Annotated in this window: 11 protein-coding genes; 3 read left to right on the forward strand and 8 right to left on the reverse strand. The window is 62.8% G+C overall.

Features of this window, described 5'->3' with window-relative positions:
• Nucleotides 1-8: 8 nt before the first annotated feature.
• From BCY88_RS05720 to BCY88_RS05745, 6 genes are read right to left on the reverse strand one after another with little or no spacing between them, the layout of a single operon-like run.
• On the reverse strand, nucleotides 9-797 hold the full coding sequence (locus BCY88_RS05720) for an ABC transporter ATP-binding protein (protein ID WP_120343335.1): 789 nt from the start codon (nucleotides 795-797) through the stop codon (nucleotides 9-11).
• Entirely contained in the window at nucleotides 794-1,648 is an 855-nt protein-coding gene (locus BCY88_RS05725) for an ABC transporter permease (RefSeq protein ID WP_120343336.1), read from the reverse strand. Before BCY88_RS05725 ends, BCY88_RS05720 begins: the two co-directional genes overlap by 4 nt.
• Nucleotides 1,649-1,688: 40 nt before the next feature.
• Complete coding sequence (locus BCY88_RS05730; RefSeq protein ID WP_120343337.1) at nucleotides 1,689-3,119, reverse strand: ABC transporter substrate-binding protein; 1,431 nt, start codon at nucleotides 3,117-3,119, stop codon at nucleotides 1,689-1,691.
• A gap of 53 nt (nucleotides 3,120-3,172) precedes the next feature.
• Complete coding sequence (locus BCY88_RS05735; RefSeq protein WP_120343338.1) at nucleotides 3,173-3,418, reverse strand: 4Fe-4S dicluster domain-containing protein; 246 nt, start codon at nucleotides 3,416-3,418, stop codon at nucleotides 3,173-3,175.
• A gap of 9 nt (nucleotides 3,419-3,427) precedes the next feature.
• Entirely contained in the window at nucleotides 3,428-5,161 is a 1,734-nt protein-coding gene (locus tag BCY88_RS05740; protein ID WP_120343339.1) for a fumarate reductase/succinate dehydrogenase flavoprotein subunit, read from the reverse strand.
• Nucleotides 5,158-5,949: a GntR family transcriptional regulator gene (locus BCY88_RS05745; RefSeq protein ID WP_120343340.1), complete on the reverse strand. Its 792-nt coding sequence runs from the start codon at nucleotides 5,947-5,949 to the stop codon at nucleotides 5,158-5,160. Before BCY88_RS05745 ends, BCY88_RS05740 begins: the two co-directional genes overlap by 4 nt.
• A gap of 262 nt (nucleotides 5,950-6,211) precedes the next feature.
• Here BCY88_RS05745 and BCY88_RS05750 point away from each other — a divergent pair, with 262 nt between their 5' ends.
• A complete protein-coding gene (locus BCY88_RS05750) occupies nucleotides 6,212-7,534 on the forward strand; it encodes an LLM class flavin-dependent oxidoreductase (RefSeq protein WP_120343341.1) in 1,323 nt (440 codons plus the stop codon).
• Between the two features lie 78 nt (nucleotides 7,535-7,612).
• Here the strand turns inward: BCY88_RS05750 and BCY88_RS05755 are convergent, their stop codons facing one another.
• Entirely contained in the window at nucleotides 7,613-8,371 is a 759-nt protein-coding gene (locus BCY88_RS05755; protein ID WP_120343342.1) for a GntR family transcriptional regulator, read from the reverse strand.
• 190 nt (nucleotides 8,372-8,561) lie between these two features.
• Between BCY88_RS05755 and BCY88_RS05760 the strand changes: the two genes are divergently transcribed.
• Both BCY88_RS05760 and BCY88_RS05765 read left to right on the forward strand, forming a co-directional pair.
• On the forward strand, nucleotides 8,562-10,118 hold the full coding sequence (locus BCY88_RS05760; RefSeq protein WP_259461255.1) for an SLC13 family permease: 1,557 nt from the start codon (nucleotides 8,562-8,564) through the stop codon (nucleotides 10,116-10,118).
• Nucleotides 10,119-10,236: 118 nt separating this feature from the next.
• Complete coding sequence (locus BCY88_RS05765) at nucleotides 10,237-12,618, forward strand: hypothetical protein (RefSeq protein WP_120343419.1); 2,382 nt, start codon at nucleotides 10,237-10,239, stop codon at nucleotides 12,616-12,618.
• A 38-nt stretch (nucleotides 12,619-12,656) separates the two neighbouring features.
• On the opposite strand, the gene BCY88_RS05770 is transcribed toward BCY88_RS05765, so the two are convergent.
• Nucleotides 12,657-14,012, reverse strand: coding sequence for an LLM class flavin-dependent oxidoreductase (locus tag BCY88_RS05770; RefSeq protein ID WP_120343420.1), 1,356 nt, complete (start codon nucleotides 14,010-14,012; stop codon nucleotides 12,657-12,659).
• Between the last annotated feature and the right edge of the window lie 84 nt (nucleotides 14,013-14,096).

A 14,096-nucleotide genomic window follows, 5' to 3' on the forward strand; every position in this document is an offset into this window, starting at 1 on the left:
GAGGCGCGTTAGGCGGCCGCTTCGCGTAGCAGTGCGAGGCAGTGGCGCTTGATCGCGATGAACTGCGCGTCGGTGGTGGTCTCGTCGTCGCGTGGACGCTCCAGATCGACGCGCAGATCGGCGACGATGCGCGCGGGCCGTTGCGACAGCACGAGGATGCGATCGGCGAGAAACAACGCCTCGTCGATATCGTGCGTGACGAACAGCACCGTCGTGCGGATTTGCGTCCATATGTCGAGCAGCAGCGTTTGCATCATGCGCCGGGTTTGCGCGTCGAGTGCGCCGAACGGTTCGTCCATCAGCAGAACGCGTGGCCGGTTGATCAGCGCACGGGCGATTTCCACGCGTTGTTGCATGCCGCCTGACAACTGTGCCGGATAGCGTGTGCCGAAGCCGCTCAGCCCGACCAGATCGAGCAGTTCGCCGGCTTGCCGGCGCCGCTCGTCGCCGGCGAGGCCTTTCATCTTCAGGCCGAACGCGACGTTGTCGATCACGCGCTTCCAGGGAAAAAGCGTATGCTGCTGAAACACGAGGCCGCGTTCCGGATGCGGCCGCACGACCCGTTCGCCGTCGACGGCAATCTCGCCCGCGCTGGCTGCCACGTGTCCGGCGAGCGCCGCCAGCAGCGTGGATTTTCCGCATCCCGAGGGACCCAGCACACAGACGAATTCACCCGGCTCGACGCTGAAATCCAGCTGATCGAGCGCGGTGAAACGTTGTTCGCGCACGCCGACGTCGACACTCAGCGCGCGCACGTCGATGCGGCCAGACGGTTTCGCTTGCAATTCGGTGCTCATCGCTGCGTTGCCTCCATCCGGTACCACGGTATCAACGCCAACCCGGCGCGCCGCACCAGCACACTGCTGCCCATGCCCAACGCGCCGATCAGCAGCATGCCGACGACGATGTCCGCATAGTTCTGCAGCGTGTACGACTCCCATGTGAAATAGCCGATCCCGTACTGCCCCGCGATCATCTCGGCGGTGACGAGACAGAACCATGCGGTTCCCATCCCGATCGATAAGCCAGTGACGATGGCGGGCGCCGCGCCCGGCAGGATCACTTCGCTGAACAACGCACCACCGCGTGTGCCGAGCGAACGGGCGGTGGCGACGAGCCGCGGATCGACGCCTTCCACGCCGTGGATCGTATTGAGCAGAATCGGAAACAGCGCGCCGATGAAGGTGATGAACATCATGCTCATCTCCGCTGAAGGAAACATCAGAATGGCAAGCGGGATCCACGCAACTGCGGGAATCGGCCGCAATACTTCGAGCGGGGGCAGCACAGCGTCCTCGAATGCCCGATAACGCCCGATGGCAAGTCCCAGCCCGATGCCCACGGCGCTCGCCGCGACAAAACCCGCCAGCACGCGCATGACGCTGGACAGCAGGTGCATCGGCAGTTTGGGCGAGTGGAACAGCGCCCAGGCCGCGGGCACCACGTCGCTAGGCGCGGGCACGTTGGCGAACGTCAAGACACCGAACGAGACGTGATGCCCGGCGAGCACCTGCCAGATGCCGACACACGCCAGAATCGATGTGAATCTGATCAGCGCACGTGTGAGACGTGCTGGATTCCAGGTGCGCCGGATAGCAGCGGCACGCCGGATGCTCGCATTTTCCGTGACTTCGAGAATGGCTGACATCGAGGACCCTCGTGATTGATAAACGCCGCTGGATGAGCCCTTAGCGCGCCGCGACCGCCTGGGTCGCATCGGTCTTCGCGGCGGCGAAATCCACGACATTGCCGTTCACCTGTTTCGCGTAGCGATCGGCGCTGTCTTTCAGCAGGAAGGCGTCGATGTTGCCTCTCGCGTCCTTCACGTACCACGCCTGGTTGGCGAACAGCTTCAGTCCGCTCGAACGATCCTGTACGTAGACCACGCGCGCTTTCTTGCCGCCTTGCTCGAGCGTGTTGAGGGCGGCGAAGGCCTCCTGCGTCGATGCATAGTTGCGCACCTTGTCTTCGCCGTTGAGCCAGACCTGTGTCACGCTGTGGAAATCGGCGATGCGTTTGCCCGTTTGCGCGTCATTGGCAATGAGCGGTTGCTTCGCGTAGTTCTTGAGCGCCGCGTCGTAGTTCAGTCCGGATTGCCGGAACGCTTCGCGGATATAGCGATCGTCGATGAATGTGTTGACGTCCAGATCGACGTCGGTCTTCTTCAGCAGCTTGAGTGTGTCGATGGCCGTGGCGGTTGCCTGCCGGTATTCAGGCTTCCACGTCAGATCGCGTGTCTGCAGACCGAGCGGCCCGTGGAACAGATAATTGACCTCGGCGTCGATACCGGTCACCTTCTGGATCAACAGGCTGTATCTCTCGGGGTCTTGCGCAAACAGCTGATTTGCTTCGATCACCGCGCGCAGATAGGCGACCACAACTTCCGGATAGCGCTTCGCATAGTCGGCGTCGACGAGCGTGCCGTGGAAGGTCGGCGCGTGGGCCTGCGCACCGTCGTAGATCTTGCGCGCGAAGCCGCGGAAGGGGAAGAGTTCGGCAAACGGCACGAAGTCGGCGTGTGCATCGATCTTGTGCGCCTTCAATGCGCTGCCTGCCACCTCGGGCGATTGCGTGATGATGTTGACGTCGGTGTCGGGATTCCAGCCTTGCGCCTTGATGGCCCGCAACAGCATACCGTGCGACGTCGAAGCGAATGGCACCGAGATCGTCTTGCCTTTCAGGTCGGCGATCGAGCGGATGGGGGAATCGACCGGCACGACGATGCCATTGCCGCTGCCGTCGATACTGCCCGAGAGCACTGTGATGAACACGCTCTTCTTGCCGGCCTTCTGGAAGGCCGCGCCATTCAACGACCCGGGAAAATCCGCCATCGATCCGAAGTCGAGTTTGCCCGCCACCATTTCGTTGGTCATCGGCGCGCCGGACGTGAAATCTTTCCATTGCACGTCGTATTTGACGTCCTTGTACTTGCCGTCGTGCGGCAGATATTTGTCGAGCAGATTCAGCTCGCGGATCAGCAGGCCGCCGGTCGCGCAATTGATCGTCGTATCCTGCGTGCCGATCGCGACTCGGATCGTCTCGGCGCGCGCCGCGCCCGCCGTGAGTGAAAACAGGCCGCTCGCAAGGAGCGTCGCGGCAAGCAATTGACGGAGTGTCATGAGTTAAGCCCCGGTTGATAGGGAAACAAGGTTCTGGTCTGAATGATGTGCTGCTAGCGCAGCAGATAAGGAATGTCGACCCTGACCGCATCGGTCGGGCAATCTTTCTCGCACGGCATGCAGTACCAGCATTCGTCGAACTTCATGTAGGCGTTGCCTTTGCTCAGGTCGATCGCCAGCAGATCGAGCGGGCAGACATCCACGCAGACCGTGCAGCCTTTGTCGGCGATGCATTTGTCCTCGTCGATCGTGACGGGCGCGGCACTGCGTTGGAAAATGTTGTGCGGTGTCGTAGACATGGTGGTTCCTCAAGCGTCGGCAAGCGCGGGCTCGCCGATCCGCAGGTTCTGATAGGCCTGACTTTCGTGGTTGTCGAGCGGCACCACATACGGTTCCACTGCGCGTTTTTCGCTGACCATGCGGCCTGCAGCATCTTTCTTCAGATGCGTGTGGCAAAACCACTCCGCGTCGTTGCGCTGCGGATAATCGACGCGATGGTGGTACAACCCCCAACGGCTCTCCGTGCGATACAGCGATGCGTGCGCCGCCATTTCCGCGCAGTCGCGGATCGCGCGCACTTCCGCGGCGCGCATCAGTTCGTGCGGATTGTCGGCCTTGATCTGATCGATGTCGGCGGCGATTTCGGCGAAGCGCTGCAGGCCGATTTCCATCTTGCGCGTGACTTTCGGAGGCTGAAGATAATCGTTCACCATGCGGCGCAGCTTGTATTCGACTTGCGCCGGTGCGAGTCCCGTCTCCCGTTCGAGCGGGGCATAGATCCGCAACCGCTCCGCTTCCACCTGTGCGCTATCGAGCGCCGCGTGCTCGCGGCCATCGACGTATTGCGCCGCGTTCTGCCCCGCGAACCATCCGTAAGTAAACGCGCCGAGCATGTAGTTGTGCGGCACGGCGGCCATGTCCCCGGCCGCATAGAGACCCGCAACCGAGGTTTCCGCGCGCTCGTTCACGTAGACGCCCGACGCGCTGTGACCACTGCAAAAGCCGATCTCGGAGATGTGCATTTCGATCATCTGCTGGCGGTAATCGGTACCGCGTCCCGCATGAAACCGTCCGCGGCTCGGGCGTTCATTCGTGTGCAGAATCTGCTCGATGGTCTGGATGGTTTCCTCGGCGAGATGGTCGAGCTTCAGAAACACGGGTCCGTTGCCGCTTTCGAGTTCCTGATAGAACTCCCACATCATCTGGCCGCTCCAGTAATCGCATTCGATGAAGCGTTCGCCCTTGCCGTTCGCGGTGAAGCCGCCAAGCGGCCCGGTTACGTAGGCGCAGGCGGGGCCGTTGTAGTCCTTGATCAGCGGGTTGATCTGGAAGCACTCGAGGTTCGCCAGCGCCGCGCCCGCGTGATAGGCCATCGCGTAGCCGTCGCCGGCATTGGTGGGATTCTCGTAGGTGCCCATCAGATATCCCGAGGCGGGCAGGCCGAGCCGGCCCGCGGCTCCGCAGCACAGGACCACCGCTTTGGCGCGCACCACGTAGAAATCCGCCGTGCGGCAATCGAAACCCAGCACACCGCAGGCGCGCCCTTGCGCATCGGTCAGAACGCGCGTGACGACGATGCGATTGGTGATCGCAATGCGCGCGCGTTTGAGCTGCCGGTAGAGCACTTTCTTGATGTCGTGACCTTCCGGCATCGGCAGGACATAGGAGCCCATGTGATGCACTTTCTTTACCGCGTAGTCGCCCGTGCCGTCTTTCTCGAACTTCACACCCCAGCGGTCGAGCTCTTCGATGGTCTTGAAACTGTGCCGGGCGTAGGCATAGACGGCTGCCTGATCGACGATGCCGTCATTGGCGATGGTGATTTCCTTGGTGTACTGCTCCGGTGTGGCATGGCCAGGGATGATGGCGTTATTCAGACCGTCCATGCCCATCGAAATCGCACCGCTGCGTTTGACGTTGGCCTTTTCCAGCAACAACACCTTCAGGTTCGGATTCTGTTCCTTTGCCTTCACGGCGGCCATCGGACCCGCCGTGCCGCCACCCACGACCACCAGGTCGTACTCGATCACGTGCGTATTCATTTCGTCTTCCTTGGGGTCTTTCTTGAGGTCTTCTTATCTTTCTGACGGTCGATGCGAAAGCGGTACTGGAACGCGTCGCCGCGGAAATAGAGGTATTCGTAGTCGATCGGCGTGCCGTCCGCGCTATGCGTAAGACGTTCGATGCGCAACACCGGGCTGCCTTCTTCCACGTTCAGGGCTTCGACGATTTCATCGTCGGCGAGAATCGCGTCGATCGAAACGTCGGCGTGGCCGAGCGGCACGGCGCAGTCGTTCTCGAGAATCAGGAAGATGTCGCGCGTGACCAAGTCCGCGCTGGCGAGGCGTTTGCCCAATGCTTCCGGAACCCACGTGATTTCGAGCGACACGGGTTCGCGATTGAGCAGGCGCACCCGATGGATTTCGGCCACCTTCGTGCCTTCAGGCAGTTGAAGCCGGCTCGCGATGTGCGCGGTGGCCGGGATGAAGCGGATATGTTTGAGCTGGTTGACGATCTCATATCCCATCGACGACATCGCTTCGGCGAAACCCTGCAGCGCACTGACGTTCTGGAACGCTTTCGGCCTGGAGACGAAGGTGCCCTTGCCGTGAAGCTTGAAAACGAGCCCTTCCTTCTGCAGATCGCCGAGCGCCTGGCGCACGGTAATGCGGCTGACGTTGAACATCGTGCAGAGGTCGTTTTCAGACGGCATCTGGGAATGAGCCGGATAGGTGCCGTTGAGAATGCGCGAGCGCAACGCCGTCTTGATCTGCTCGTAGAGCGGCGGAGCGGAGAGCGGCAGTACGTTGGCCGGATCGGATTTCTGCATGGTATTGAGGGGGTGTCCGTACTTGTTATGACAAGTTGCAACGCAGTCTAGTGACGACACCCCGGCGGGCGAACGAAGATTTTGTGCTTTGTATTTCTGCGGGACAGCTTTCGGCGCGCGGGGTGGCGTCGGTGCCCCCGGCACAAGGCCTTCAGCACGGGCTTACGGTGAGGCGAGTGCGGTGGATAGGGTGGGTGGTGGCAAGCAGCGTCGGTGAAGGACGATTAAACTGGCCCGACCCGTTTGCGATGGAGCCTGTACCATGTCACGTCAGCTTCGCCTCGGCGCTTTCATGCGTCCCACGACGATTCATACCGGCGCATGGCGCTATCCCGGCGCCTATCCCGATGCCAACTTCAATTTCGCGCACCTGAAGCGCTTCGCGCAGACGCTCGAGCGCGGCCGCTTCGACGCGTTCTTCATGGCCGACCACCTTGCGGTGCTCAACATGCCGCTCGATGCGCTCAAGCATAGCCATACGGTCACCTCGTTTGAACCGCTGACGCTGCTGCCCGCGCTGGCGGCGGTCACGGAACGCCTGGGCCTCGTCGCGACCGCCTCCACCACGTTCGACGCGCCTTATCACGTCGCCAGACGTTTTGCGTCGCTCGACCATATCAGCGGCGGCCGCGCGGGATGGAATCTCGTGACCACGTCGAATCCCGATGCCGCGCTCAATTTCGGCCTCGACGAGCATGTCGAACACGACGAACGGTACCGGCGTGCCCGCGAGTTCTTCGATGTGGTCACCGGGCTCTGGGACAGTTGGGCCGACGATGCCTTTATCCGCGATACGGAAACGGGCACATTCTTCGATCCGCAAAAACTCCATGTGCTGAACTACAGGAGCGAGAACTTCTCGGTGCGCGGCCCGTTGAATATTGCCCGCCCGGTTCAGGGTTGGCCCGTGATCGTGCAGGCCGGTTCATCGGAAGCGGGGCGCCAGATCGCCGCCGAAACCGCTGAAGTGGTGTTTACCGCGCAAAGTCTGCTGGCCGACGGCAAGCGCTTCTATGCCGATGTGAAAGGCCGGATGGAAAAACTCGGCCGGGCGCGCGATCACATGAAGATCCTGCCGGCTGCCTTCGTGGTGGTTGGCGATACGCTGGAAGAGGCGCGGGAAATCCGTGCGCGGCTCGATACGTTCGTTCATTACGAGAGCGGTATCGCTTCGTTGTCGATTGCATTGGGGCACGACGTGTCCGGTTTCGATCCGGACGGCCCGCTGCCCGAGATCCCCGAGACCAATGCGAGCCGGACCGCGCGGCAACGGGTGGTCGAATGGGCGCAGCGCGACGGGCTGACGATCCGTCAACTCGCGCAGCGCATTGGCGGATACTCCGGGCTCGAGATGGTGGGCACGGCGGCGATGATCGCCGATCAGATGGAGCAATGGCTGGTGGAAGAGGGCTCGGACGGGTTCAACGTGATGTTCCCGTATCTGCCCGGCGGTCTTGATGATTTCGTGGACAAGGTCATTCCCGAGTTGCAAAGACGCGGCCTGTTCCGGCGCGAATACGAAGGGACGACGCTGCGCGAGAATCTCGGATTGCCGCGGCCCGGGAACCGCTTCTTTCCCCGGTGAGATGACCGGGGCGCGGGATCAAAAATCGGCTTGTTTCAGGACACATTCGCGGGGCGGCACAACGCCAGGCGCCACGTTCTAATGTTCTGCCGTGCGCGCGGTCAGTTCCCCGCCCATCGCGCTGCTCACAACAAACTCATACCGTTCCGGCCGGATATGAAAGAGCGTCGACTCGCAGACGCGCCCATCGGTGAGGCGCGAGATCCGTTTCATCACCAGCAGGGGCGCCTGCTCAGTTGTCTGAAGGCTGCGCGCGATGGCCGCTGACGCCGCCACGGCGGTAATGCTCATGTCCGCGCGGGCGATCTTCCATCCAGGCATCGATTCGATGATCTCGTAGGAAGGCCGCGTCTGCGCCAGTTGTTCGGAGATCGATTCCGCTTCGGGCAGCAGCCATGTCTGCGCCAGCGCGACGCTGACGCCGTCCACGGAATGCAGCCGTTCGAGATAGACGGCGGTCTTGACCTCGCTTGCGAACACACCGGCCATCTCGGGCGGCAGTTTCTTGCCGGGCTGCATGCGCAGGAGCCGCATCTGCGGCTCGGCGCCCTGGCGTGCCAGCGAATCGTAAAAGCCACGCAGCACATCGAGGCGATGCTGCATGCGCTTGCCGCTGGCAAAGGTGCCTTTGCCCTGTTTGCGCTCCACCAGTTTTTCGTCCGCCAGCTTGCCGATGGCAAGGCGCACGGTCACGCGGCTCACGCCAAAGCGCTCGCTGAGCTCGGCCTCCGACGGCAGCTTGCCGGAAGGCTCGTAACTGCCGCTTTCTATTTCGCCGCGCAATGTGCCGGCAATCTGATCGTAAAGCGACGTGACATTCTCGCGGACGAGGCTCATGGGTTCTCTTTTCCTTGTGCAGTGCGCAGCGGCACTGCGCTGAATCGATGCGGCGGGCTAAGCCATTTCTTCGTATAAGGATATGAGAAGTGCTTAGATCGGCAACTTGTATTAATACGTATTATGCCAACTTTCCGGCAGCTCAGGTTCGCATGCGGGCGAATCCTGGCCGCCTTACAGGAGCGGGGAAGTGGCAAACGAAACATCGAGCTATGCGGCGGTTGCAAGTGCAAGTCCAGGCGTGCCGCAGCACGCGAGTCATGCTCCCGCGGCGCAGTTGCCCGCAGGTGAGCGTCTGCGCGGAAGTCTGTTGAAGGCTCGGGCGGGCTTCCTGCTCGCGTGGCTCTGTTTCGCCGCTATCGCATGGATATTGCCGGTGCCGCAAGGTCTGACGCCGCACGGCAAAGCCACCCTGGCCGTGGTCGCGTGGGTGGCTATCGTGTGGATCACTGAGGCCATTCCCGTCGGCGTCAGCGGCATTCTGCTGCCGATGCTGCTGGTGTTGTCGCACGCGGTCACGCCGTTTCCCAAAGCCGCGAGCGGGTTCGCCGCGCCGGTGGTGTTCCTGTGTCTTGCCGCTTTCCTGTTTTCCGCGATCATGCAGGCGGCCGTGCTCGACCGCCGCATCGCGCTGGTTTTGCTCGACAAGCTCAGGGTGCGCTCGGCGAATGGCGTGATCTGGGCGATGTTCGTCGTCAACTTCGTGATGTCGCTGGTCGTGCCGGCTGCCAACGCTCGCGCGGCCGCATTGCTGCCGGTGACCAACGGCATCGTCGGGCTGTTCGGCGATAGCAAGCGCGAGCGCAGCGCCAGAAAGGCCATCGTGATCCAGACGCTGGTGTATGGCTCGATGATTAGCGGCATGTGCATTCTCACCGCGCATCTGCCGAATATGGTGGTCTCCGGTCTGCTGGAGAAGCAGCTCGGTGTACGGATTTCATATTTCACCTGGTTCCGGCTGCAATGGCCGTACCTGGGCATGTTCGTGCTGACGCAGTTCTGGGTGCAGCACTACTTCAAATCGCGCGGCGTGCCGGTGCCGGGCGGGCGTCAGGCGATCATCGACGCGCGCCGCGGCTTGCCGCCGGTGGCGCGTCAGGATTGGCGCGTGCTCGCCATCTTCGGTTTCGTCGCCGTGATGTGGGCCACCGAATCGCTGCACCATCTGCAATCCGAAATTGTCGCGTTGATTGCACTCGCGCTGATGTTCGCGCCTGGCGTGCTGCGCGCGAGCTGGAAGGAGATACAGGAACGCACCATCTGGGGCACGCTGTTTCTGCTCGGCGGGGCACTCTCGCTCTCCGCCGCGATCAGCGATTCGGGGCTCGCGCAGTGGGCCGCCGATCACATCTACGTACTCGCGCACGGCTATGTCTGGTGGCTGATGCTGGCGATCGTGATGATCGGCACGCATGTGATCCGGATCGGCATGCTCTCGAACGTCGCGGCCGTCACCATGATCGCGCCGATCGCGCTGGCTCTCGCGCCGCGCCTTGGTTTGCATCCGGTGGCTTTCACGCTGCTGATCAGCGATACCGACAGCTTTGCCTACCTGCTGCCCACGCAAATCACGGCGGGCGTCATTGCGTATAGCAGCGGTGCTTTCACGACCTCGGATTACGCCAGGGTCGGCGTGGTCTCGGTGCTGATCGCGATTGCCTACGGTATCTGCGTGATGGCGCCGTGGTACGCGTATCAGGGCATCCCGATCTGGAATCCCGCTGCGCCCTGGCCGTTCGCGCACTGATCGAGCCGCGCATCACCCCATACTTTCATCAAGAGATACTGACGTGAACCAACACCACGAGCACGCGCACGGCCACGACGGAGATAACGGCAGCGGCAACGAAAGCCCCGCCGCAACGCTGGCGGCAAAGGGCGCCGCGCTGCGCAAGCGGCTCGGCCCGCATGTCGCGCCGGCCGGCTTGTATGAGCGTCATAAGGCACTGCCGTTTGCCGGCCGTGTGAGCTGCAACGTGACGCGGCTCGAAGCGGGCAGTTGGAGCGAGATCGTCCTCGACTATGAAGTTGGCGCCTCGGGAATCGCCGACGGCGCCTGGTTGAAAGCGACCTTCAAGTTCTATTCGGATTGGGCGCTGTTTCAGACCAGCGATCCGGGCGCGGCCAACTACATCAGCGCGGAATATCACGCGGCGCCGCTCGTTCCGGGGCAAAGCCCGGCGACCATCCAGTCGTTGAATGTGCGCTTCGATCAGAAGGGGCACGAAAGGCCGTTTCAGAAGGCCGTTATTGTGGATGTCGCCGACGGTTACCTGAATGCCGGCGACCACATCGTGATTCGCCTCGGCGATCGGCGCCGCGGTCCGGGCACGCGTGTGCAGACTTTCGTCGAGGATCAGTTCCGTTTCCGTTTTTACGTCGACCCGCTCGGCACCTCGCGCTTTGTTGCGGTGCCGGGCGGCGTCGTAATCGATATTCATGCCGGCGCGCCTGCCCGGGTGTTGCTCAATGGGCCGCGCTTCGTGCAGCCCGCACAGTCCGCGCCGTTCAGGCTTTCCTTGCAGGACCAGTGGGGCAATGCCTGCCGCGATGCAGGCGGTGCGGTGCGCGTGCGCGCCTATGATGAGGGCGAACAGCTTGTCTATGAGCACGAGCTGCCGCTGCCGGCCGTCGGCTGGGCGAGCGTCGCGCTGACCGGTCTGCCGGCAACGCCTGGCACCTTGCGCATCGTGGCGGATGTGCCGTCGCTGCGTGACGTGCGCGCGGCGGAAGTCTTCCTGACGGTGGATGCCACGCTGCCGGTCGCCCGCTCCTTGTATGCGGACTTGCATGTTCACGCGCACGATACGGTGGGCACGAACAGTCCGGCCTACAACGCTGCGTATGCGCGCGATATCGGCGGCATCGACGTGCTCGGCTACACCGCCAACGATTTCCAGATCACCGACGCGAACTGGCAACTGGGTGTCGACACCGTCGAGCAGTTCAACGAGCCGGGGCGCTTCGTTGTCTATCCGGTGCAGGAATGGTGCGGCAGTTCGACGGCGGGCGGCGATCACAATGTGGTTTTTCTCGGCGACGAGCGGCCCGGTTTCCCTTACAACGCGCGCGGCGAACACAACCGCACGTTGGTATGGAACGAGGACATGAAGGGCGCGGCGGTCGAACTCGGCCGCTGGCCGGTGGATGAACTGTGGGACGCCTACGTGGACGATGCCGCCCACCATCTGGTGATGCCGCATGTAGGCGGCCGCCGCTATATCCCTGACTGGCATCATCCGGAACTCGAACGGCTGGTCGAAATCGCGTCGACGTGGGGCCATTTCGACTGGCTCTATCGCGACGTGATCGCGCGCGGTTATCAACTCGGCGTGGCGGCGAGCGGCGACGAGCATCGCGGCCGGCCCGGCGGCGGTGCGCCTGGCGTGAGCGTGTTCGGCGTGCATGGCGGCCTGACCGGCGTGCTGTCCGATTCGCTCGACCGGCGCTCGGTTGGCGAGGCATTGCGGGCCCGCCGCACGTGGGCCACCACCGGCGAGCACAGCGCGGCGCTGGTTCGCTGTGGCGAGTTCTGGCAAGGCGATGCCTTCACGCAGCGCGGTCCGGCTACGCTCGACTATCGTTTGCTGGGCCGTGCCGGGTGGGAATATGTTGCGGCGTTCGACCACAACGGTCTGCTGGTCGAGCGCAATCTGCACGAAGAACTCGGCTATGCCGAGCGCCTGATCCGGGTGCGTTGGGGCGGCGCGCGAATTCGCGACCGCTACCGGTGGGCCTCCTGGCAAGGGCGTATTCGCATCGTCAACGGCACGATCAATAACTTCGGCGCGGCGGGCTTCGAGCATCTGGAGGAGGCCGCGTGGCGCACGGGTGCGACCGACATCGAATTTCGCAGTGACACCTATGGCGACGCCGATAGCATCGAGATCGATGTGAGCAATCTGGCGCGGGCGCGCATTGTGATCGAAGGCACGATCGACGGCTTCGTGAAGGTAGGCGATCCGCTGCAGGGCAATCCGTTCGCACACGCGCCAACTTTTCACTGGGAAATCAGCGGCGCGGAACTACTCGCAAGCGGCACGGCGCGGCATGAACTGGGCGGCACCGAACTTTTCCTGGCCGTCGAGCGTTTGACGGATCAGCCCTTGCCGGCGGATCTAACAGGCAGCTTCGACGTCGCTGCGCAGAACGCCAGCTTTGGCTTTCGCCCCGTGTACGTATTCGGCCGTCAGCGTGACGATAGCAAGGTGTGGACCTCGGCGCAGTTCATCACGTTCGACAGCTAGGGCAAGCACGCTCGGCGGGGTAGAGCCGGGCGCTTACGTTACACGGTTGCCGCCGCTTCCCGCGGATGCAGGTGGCGGCTGACAGGGCGTCGTAATCCGAAGTGTTCGCGCAGGGTACGTCCTTCGTACCCGGTGCGGAAAATACCGCGTTGTTGCAGAAGCGGAACCACGCCGTCGGCGAAATCCTGCAAGCCGCCCGGCAGCACGTCCGGCATCAGATTGAAACCGTCGGCGGCACCGCCTTTGAACCAGAGTTCGATGTCGTCGGCGATCTGTTCAGGTGTGCCGACCACGACACGATGTCCGCCACCACCCGCCAGCGCGCGGATCAACTGTCGCGCGGTGTAGCCATGCGTGCGCGCCTGCGCGAGCGTGGCGTGGAAGAACGTGTGATTGCCGTTACCGCCGCCCGGCAGGGCGAGATCGTCCGGCAGGCGTTCGTCGAGTTTCAGGCGGTCGATGCCGATACCCAATATGCCGGCCAGTCGCGTGAGGCTGTAGCTCCATGGAATCAGATCGACCAGATCGTCGCGACGGCGCAGGGCCTCGGCTTCGGTTGCACCGATGATGGTGGTGAGACCGGGTAGCACGCGAATGGCGTCGTTGCCACGTCCCCACGCCGCAGCGCGAGATTTCAGTTCACGTGCATAGGCGGCGGCCTCGTCGAATGATTGCGATGCGGAGAACACGGCCTCCGCGTGCCGCGCCGCGAGTTCGCGTCCGTCATTCGAACCGCCGGCCTGGATCAGCACAGGGTGGCCCTGCGCGCTACGCGGCAGATTGAACGGGCCATCGACACTGAAGTATTTGCCGCGATGGTCGATGCGGTGCACCTTGGTGGCGTCGATGAAACGGCCGCTTGCCTTGTCGCCGATAAAGGCGTCGTCTTCCCAGCTATCCCAGAGTGCCTTCACGACCTCGGTAAACTCGGCGGCGCGCGCGTAGCGTTGCGCGTGATCGGGTACCGCCTCGCGGCCGAAATTGCGGGCTGAGCCGAGATCGGCGGTCGTCACGATGTTCCAGCCGGCGCGGCCCGCACTGAGATGATCGAGCGTGGCAAAGCGGCGCGCGATGTTGTACGGCTCGTTGTAACTCGTGGATGCCGTGCCGATTACGCCGATATGCGTGGTGGCCGCGGCAATGCCGGCGAGCAACACGGTCGGCTCCAGCGCCGTGATCGGGCGGAAGTCGATCTGATCGGCAATCGAGGCATTGTCCGCGAGAAACACCGCATCGAATTTCGCCGCCTCGGCAAGTTGTGCGACGCGAACGTAGTGAGCGATATCGACGAAAGCGCGCGGATCGGCTTCATGCGTACGCCATGCGGAAGGGACAAAGCCGGAGTGCAGGATATTGACGTTCAGATGAAGCTGGCGGGGCGGGTCGGTTCTCATGGTCCTGTCGAATGCGGAAGCAGCCAGCGGCGAAGGAACGTGCTGGCCGATTTTCCCATTGTCGATGAGCGGATCGTTCGCGGC

Origin of the sequence: Paraburkholderia fungorum (assembly GCF_003610895.1) — a bacterium.
Taxonomy (GTDB): Bacteria; Pseudomonadota; Gammaproteobacteria; order Burkholderiales; family Burkholderiaceae; genus Paraburkholderia; species Paraburkholderia fungorum_B.

What these genes read in the sequence shown, in the direction of transcription:
- BCY88_RS05720 (WP_120343335.1), bottom strand. Translation starts at nt 797, where the DNA reads ATGAGCACCGAATTGCAAGCGAAACCGTCTGGCCGCATCGACGTGCGC.
- BCY88_RS05725 (WP_120343336.1), bottom strand. Translation starts at nt 1,648, where the DNA reads ATGTCAGCCATTCTCGAAGTCACGGAAAATGCGAGCATCCGGCGTGCC.
- BCY88_RS05730 (WP_120343337.1), bottom strand. Translation starts at nt 3,119, where the DNA reads ATGACACTCCGTCAATTGCTTGCCGCGACGCTCCTTGCGAGCGGCCTG.
- BCY88_RS05735 (WP_120343338.1), bottom strand. Translation starts at nt 3,418, where the DNA reads ATGTCTACGACACCGCACAACATTTTCCAACGCAGTGCCGCGCCCGTC.
- BCY88_RS05740 (WP_120343339.1), bottom strand. Translation starts at nt 5,161, where the DNA reads ATGAATACGCACGTGATCGAGTACGACCTGGTGGTCGTGGGTGGCGGC.
- BCY88_RS05745 (WP_120343340.1), bottom strand. Translation starts at nt 5,949, where the DNA reads ATGCAGAAATCCGATCCGGCCAACGTACTGCCGCTCTCCGCTCCGCCG.
- BCY88_RS05750 (WP_120343341.1), top strand. Translation starts at nt 6,212, where the DNA reads ATGTCACGTCAGCTTCGCCTCGGCGCTTTCATGCGTCCCACGACGATT.
- BCY88_RS05755 (WP_120343342.1), bottom strand. Translation starts at nt 8,371, where the DNA reads ATGAGCCTCGTCCGCGAGAATGTCACGTCGCTTTACGATCAGATTGCC.
- BCY88_RS05770 (WP_120343420.1), bottom strand. Translation starts at nt 14,012, where the DNA reads ATGAGAACCGACCCGCCCCGCCAGCTTCATCTGAACGTCAATATCCTG.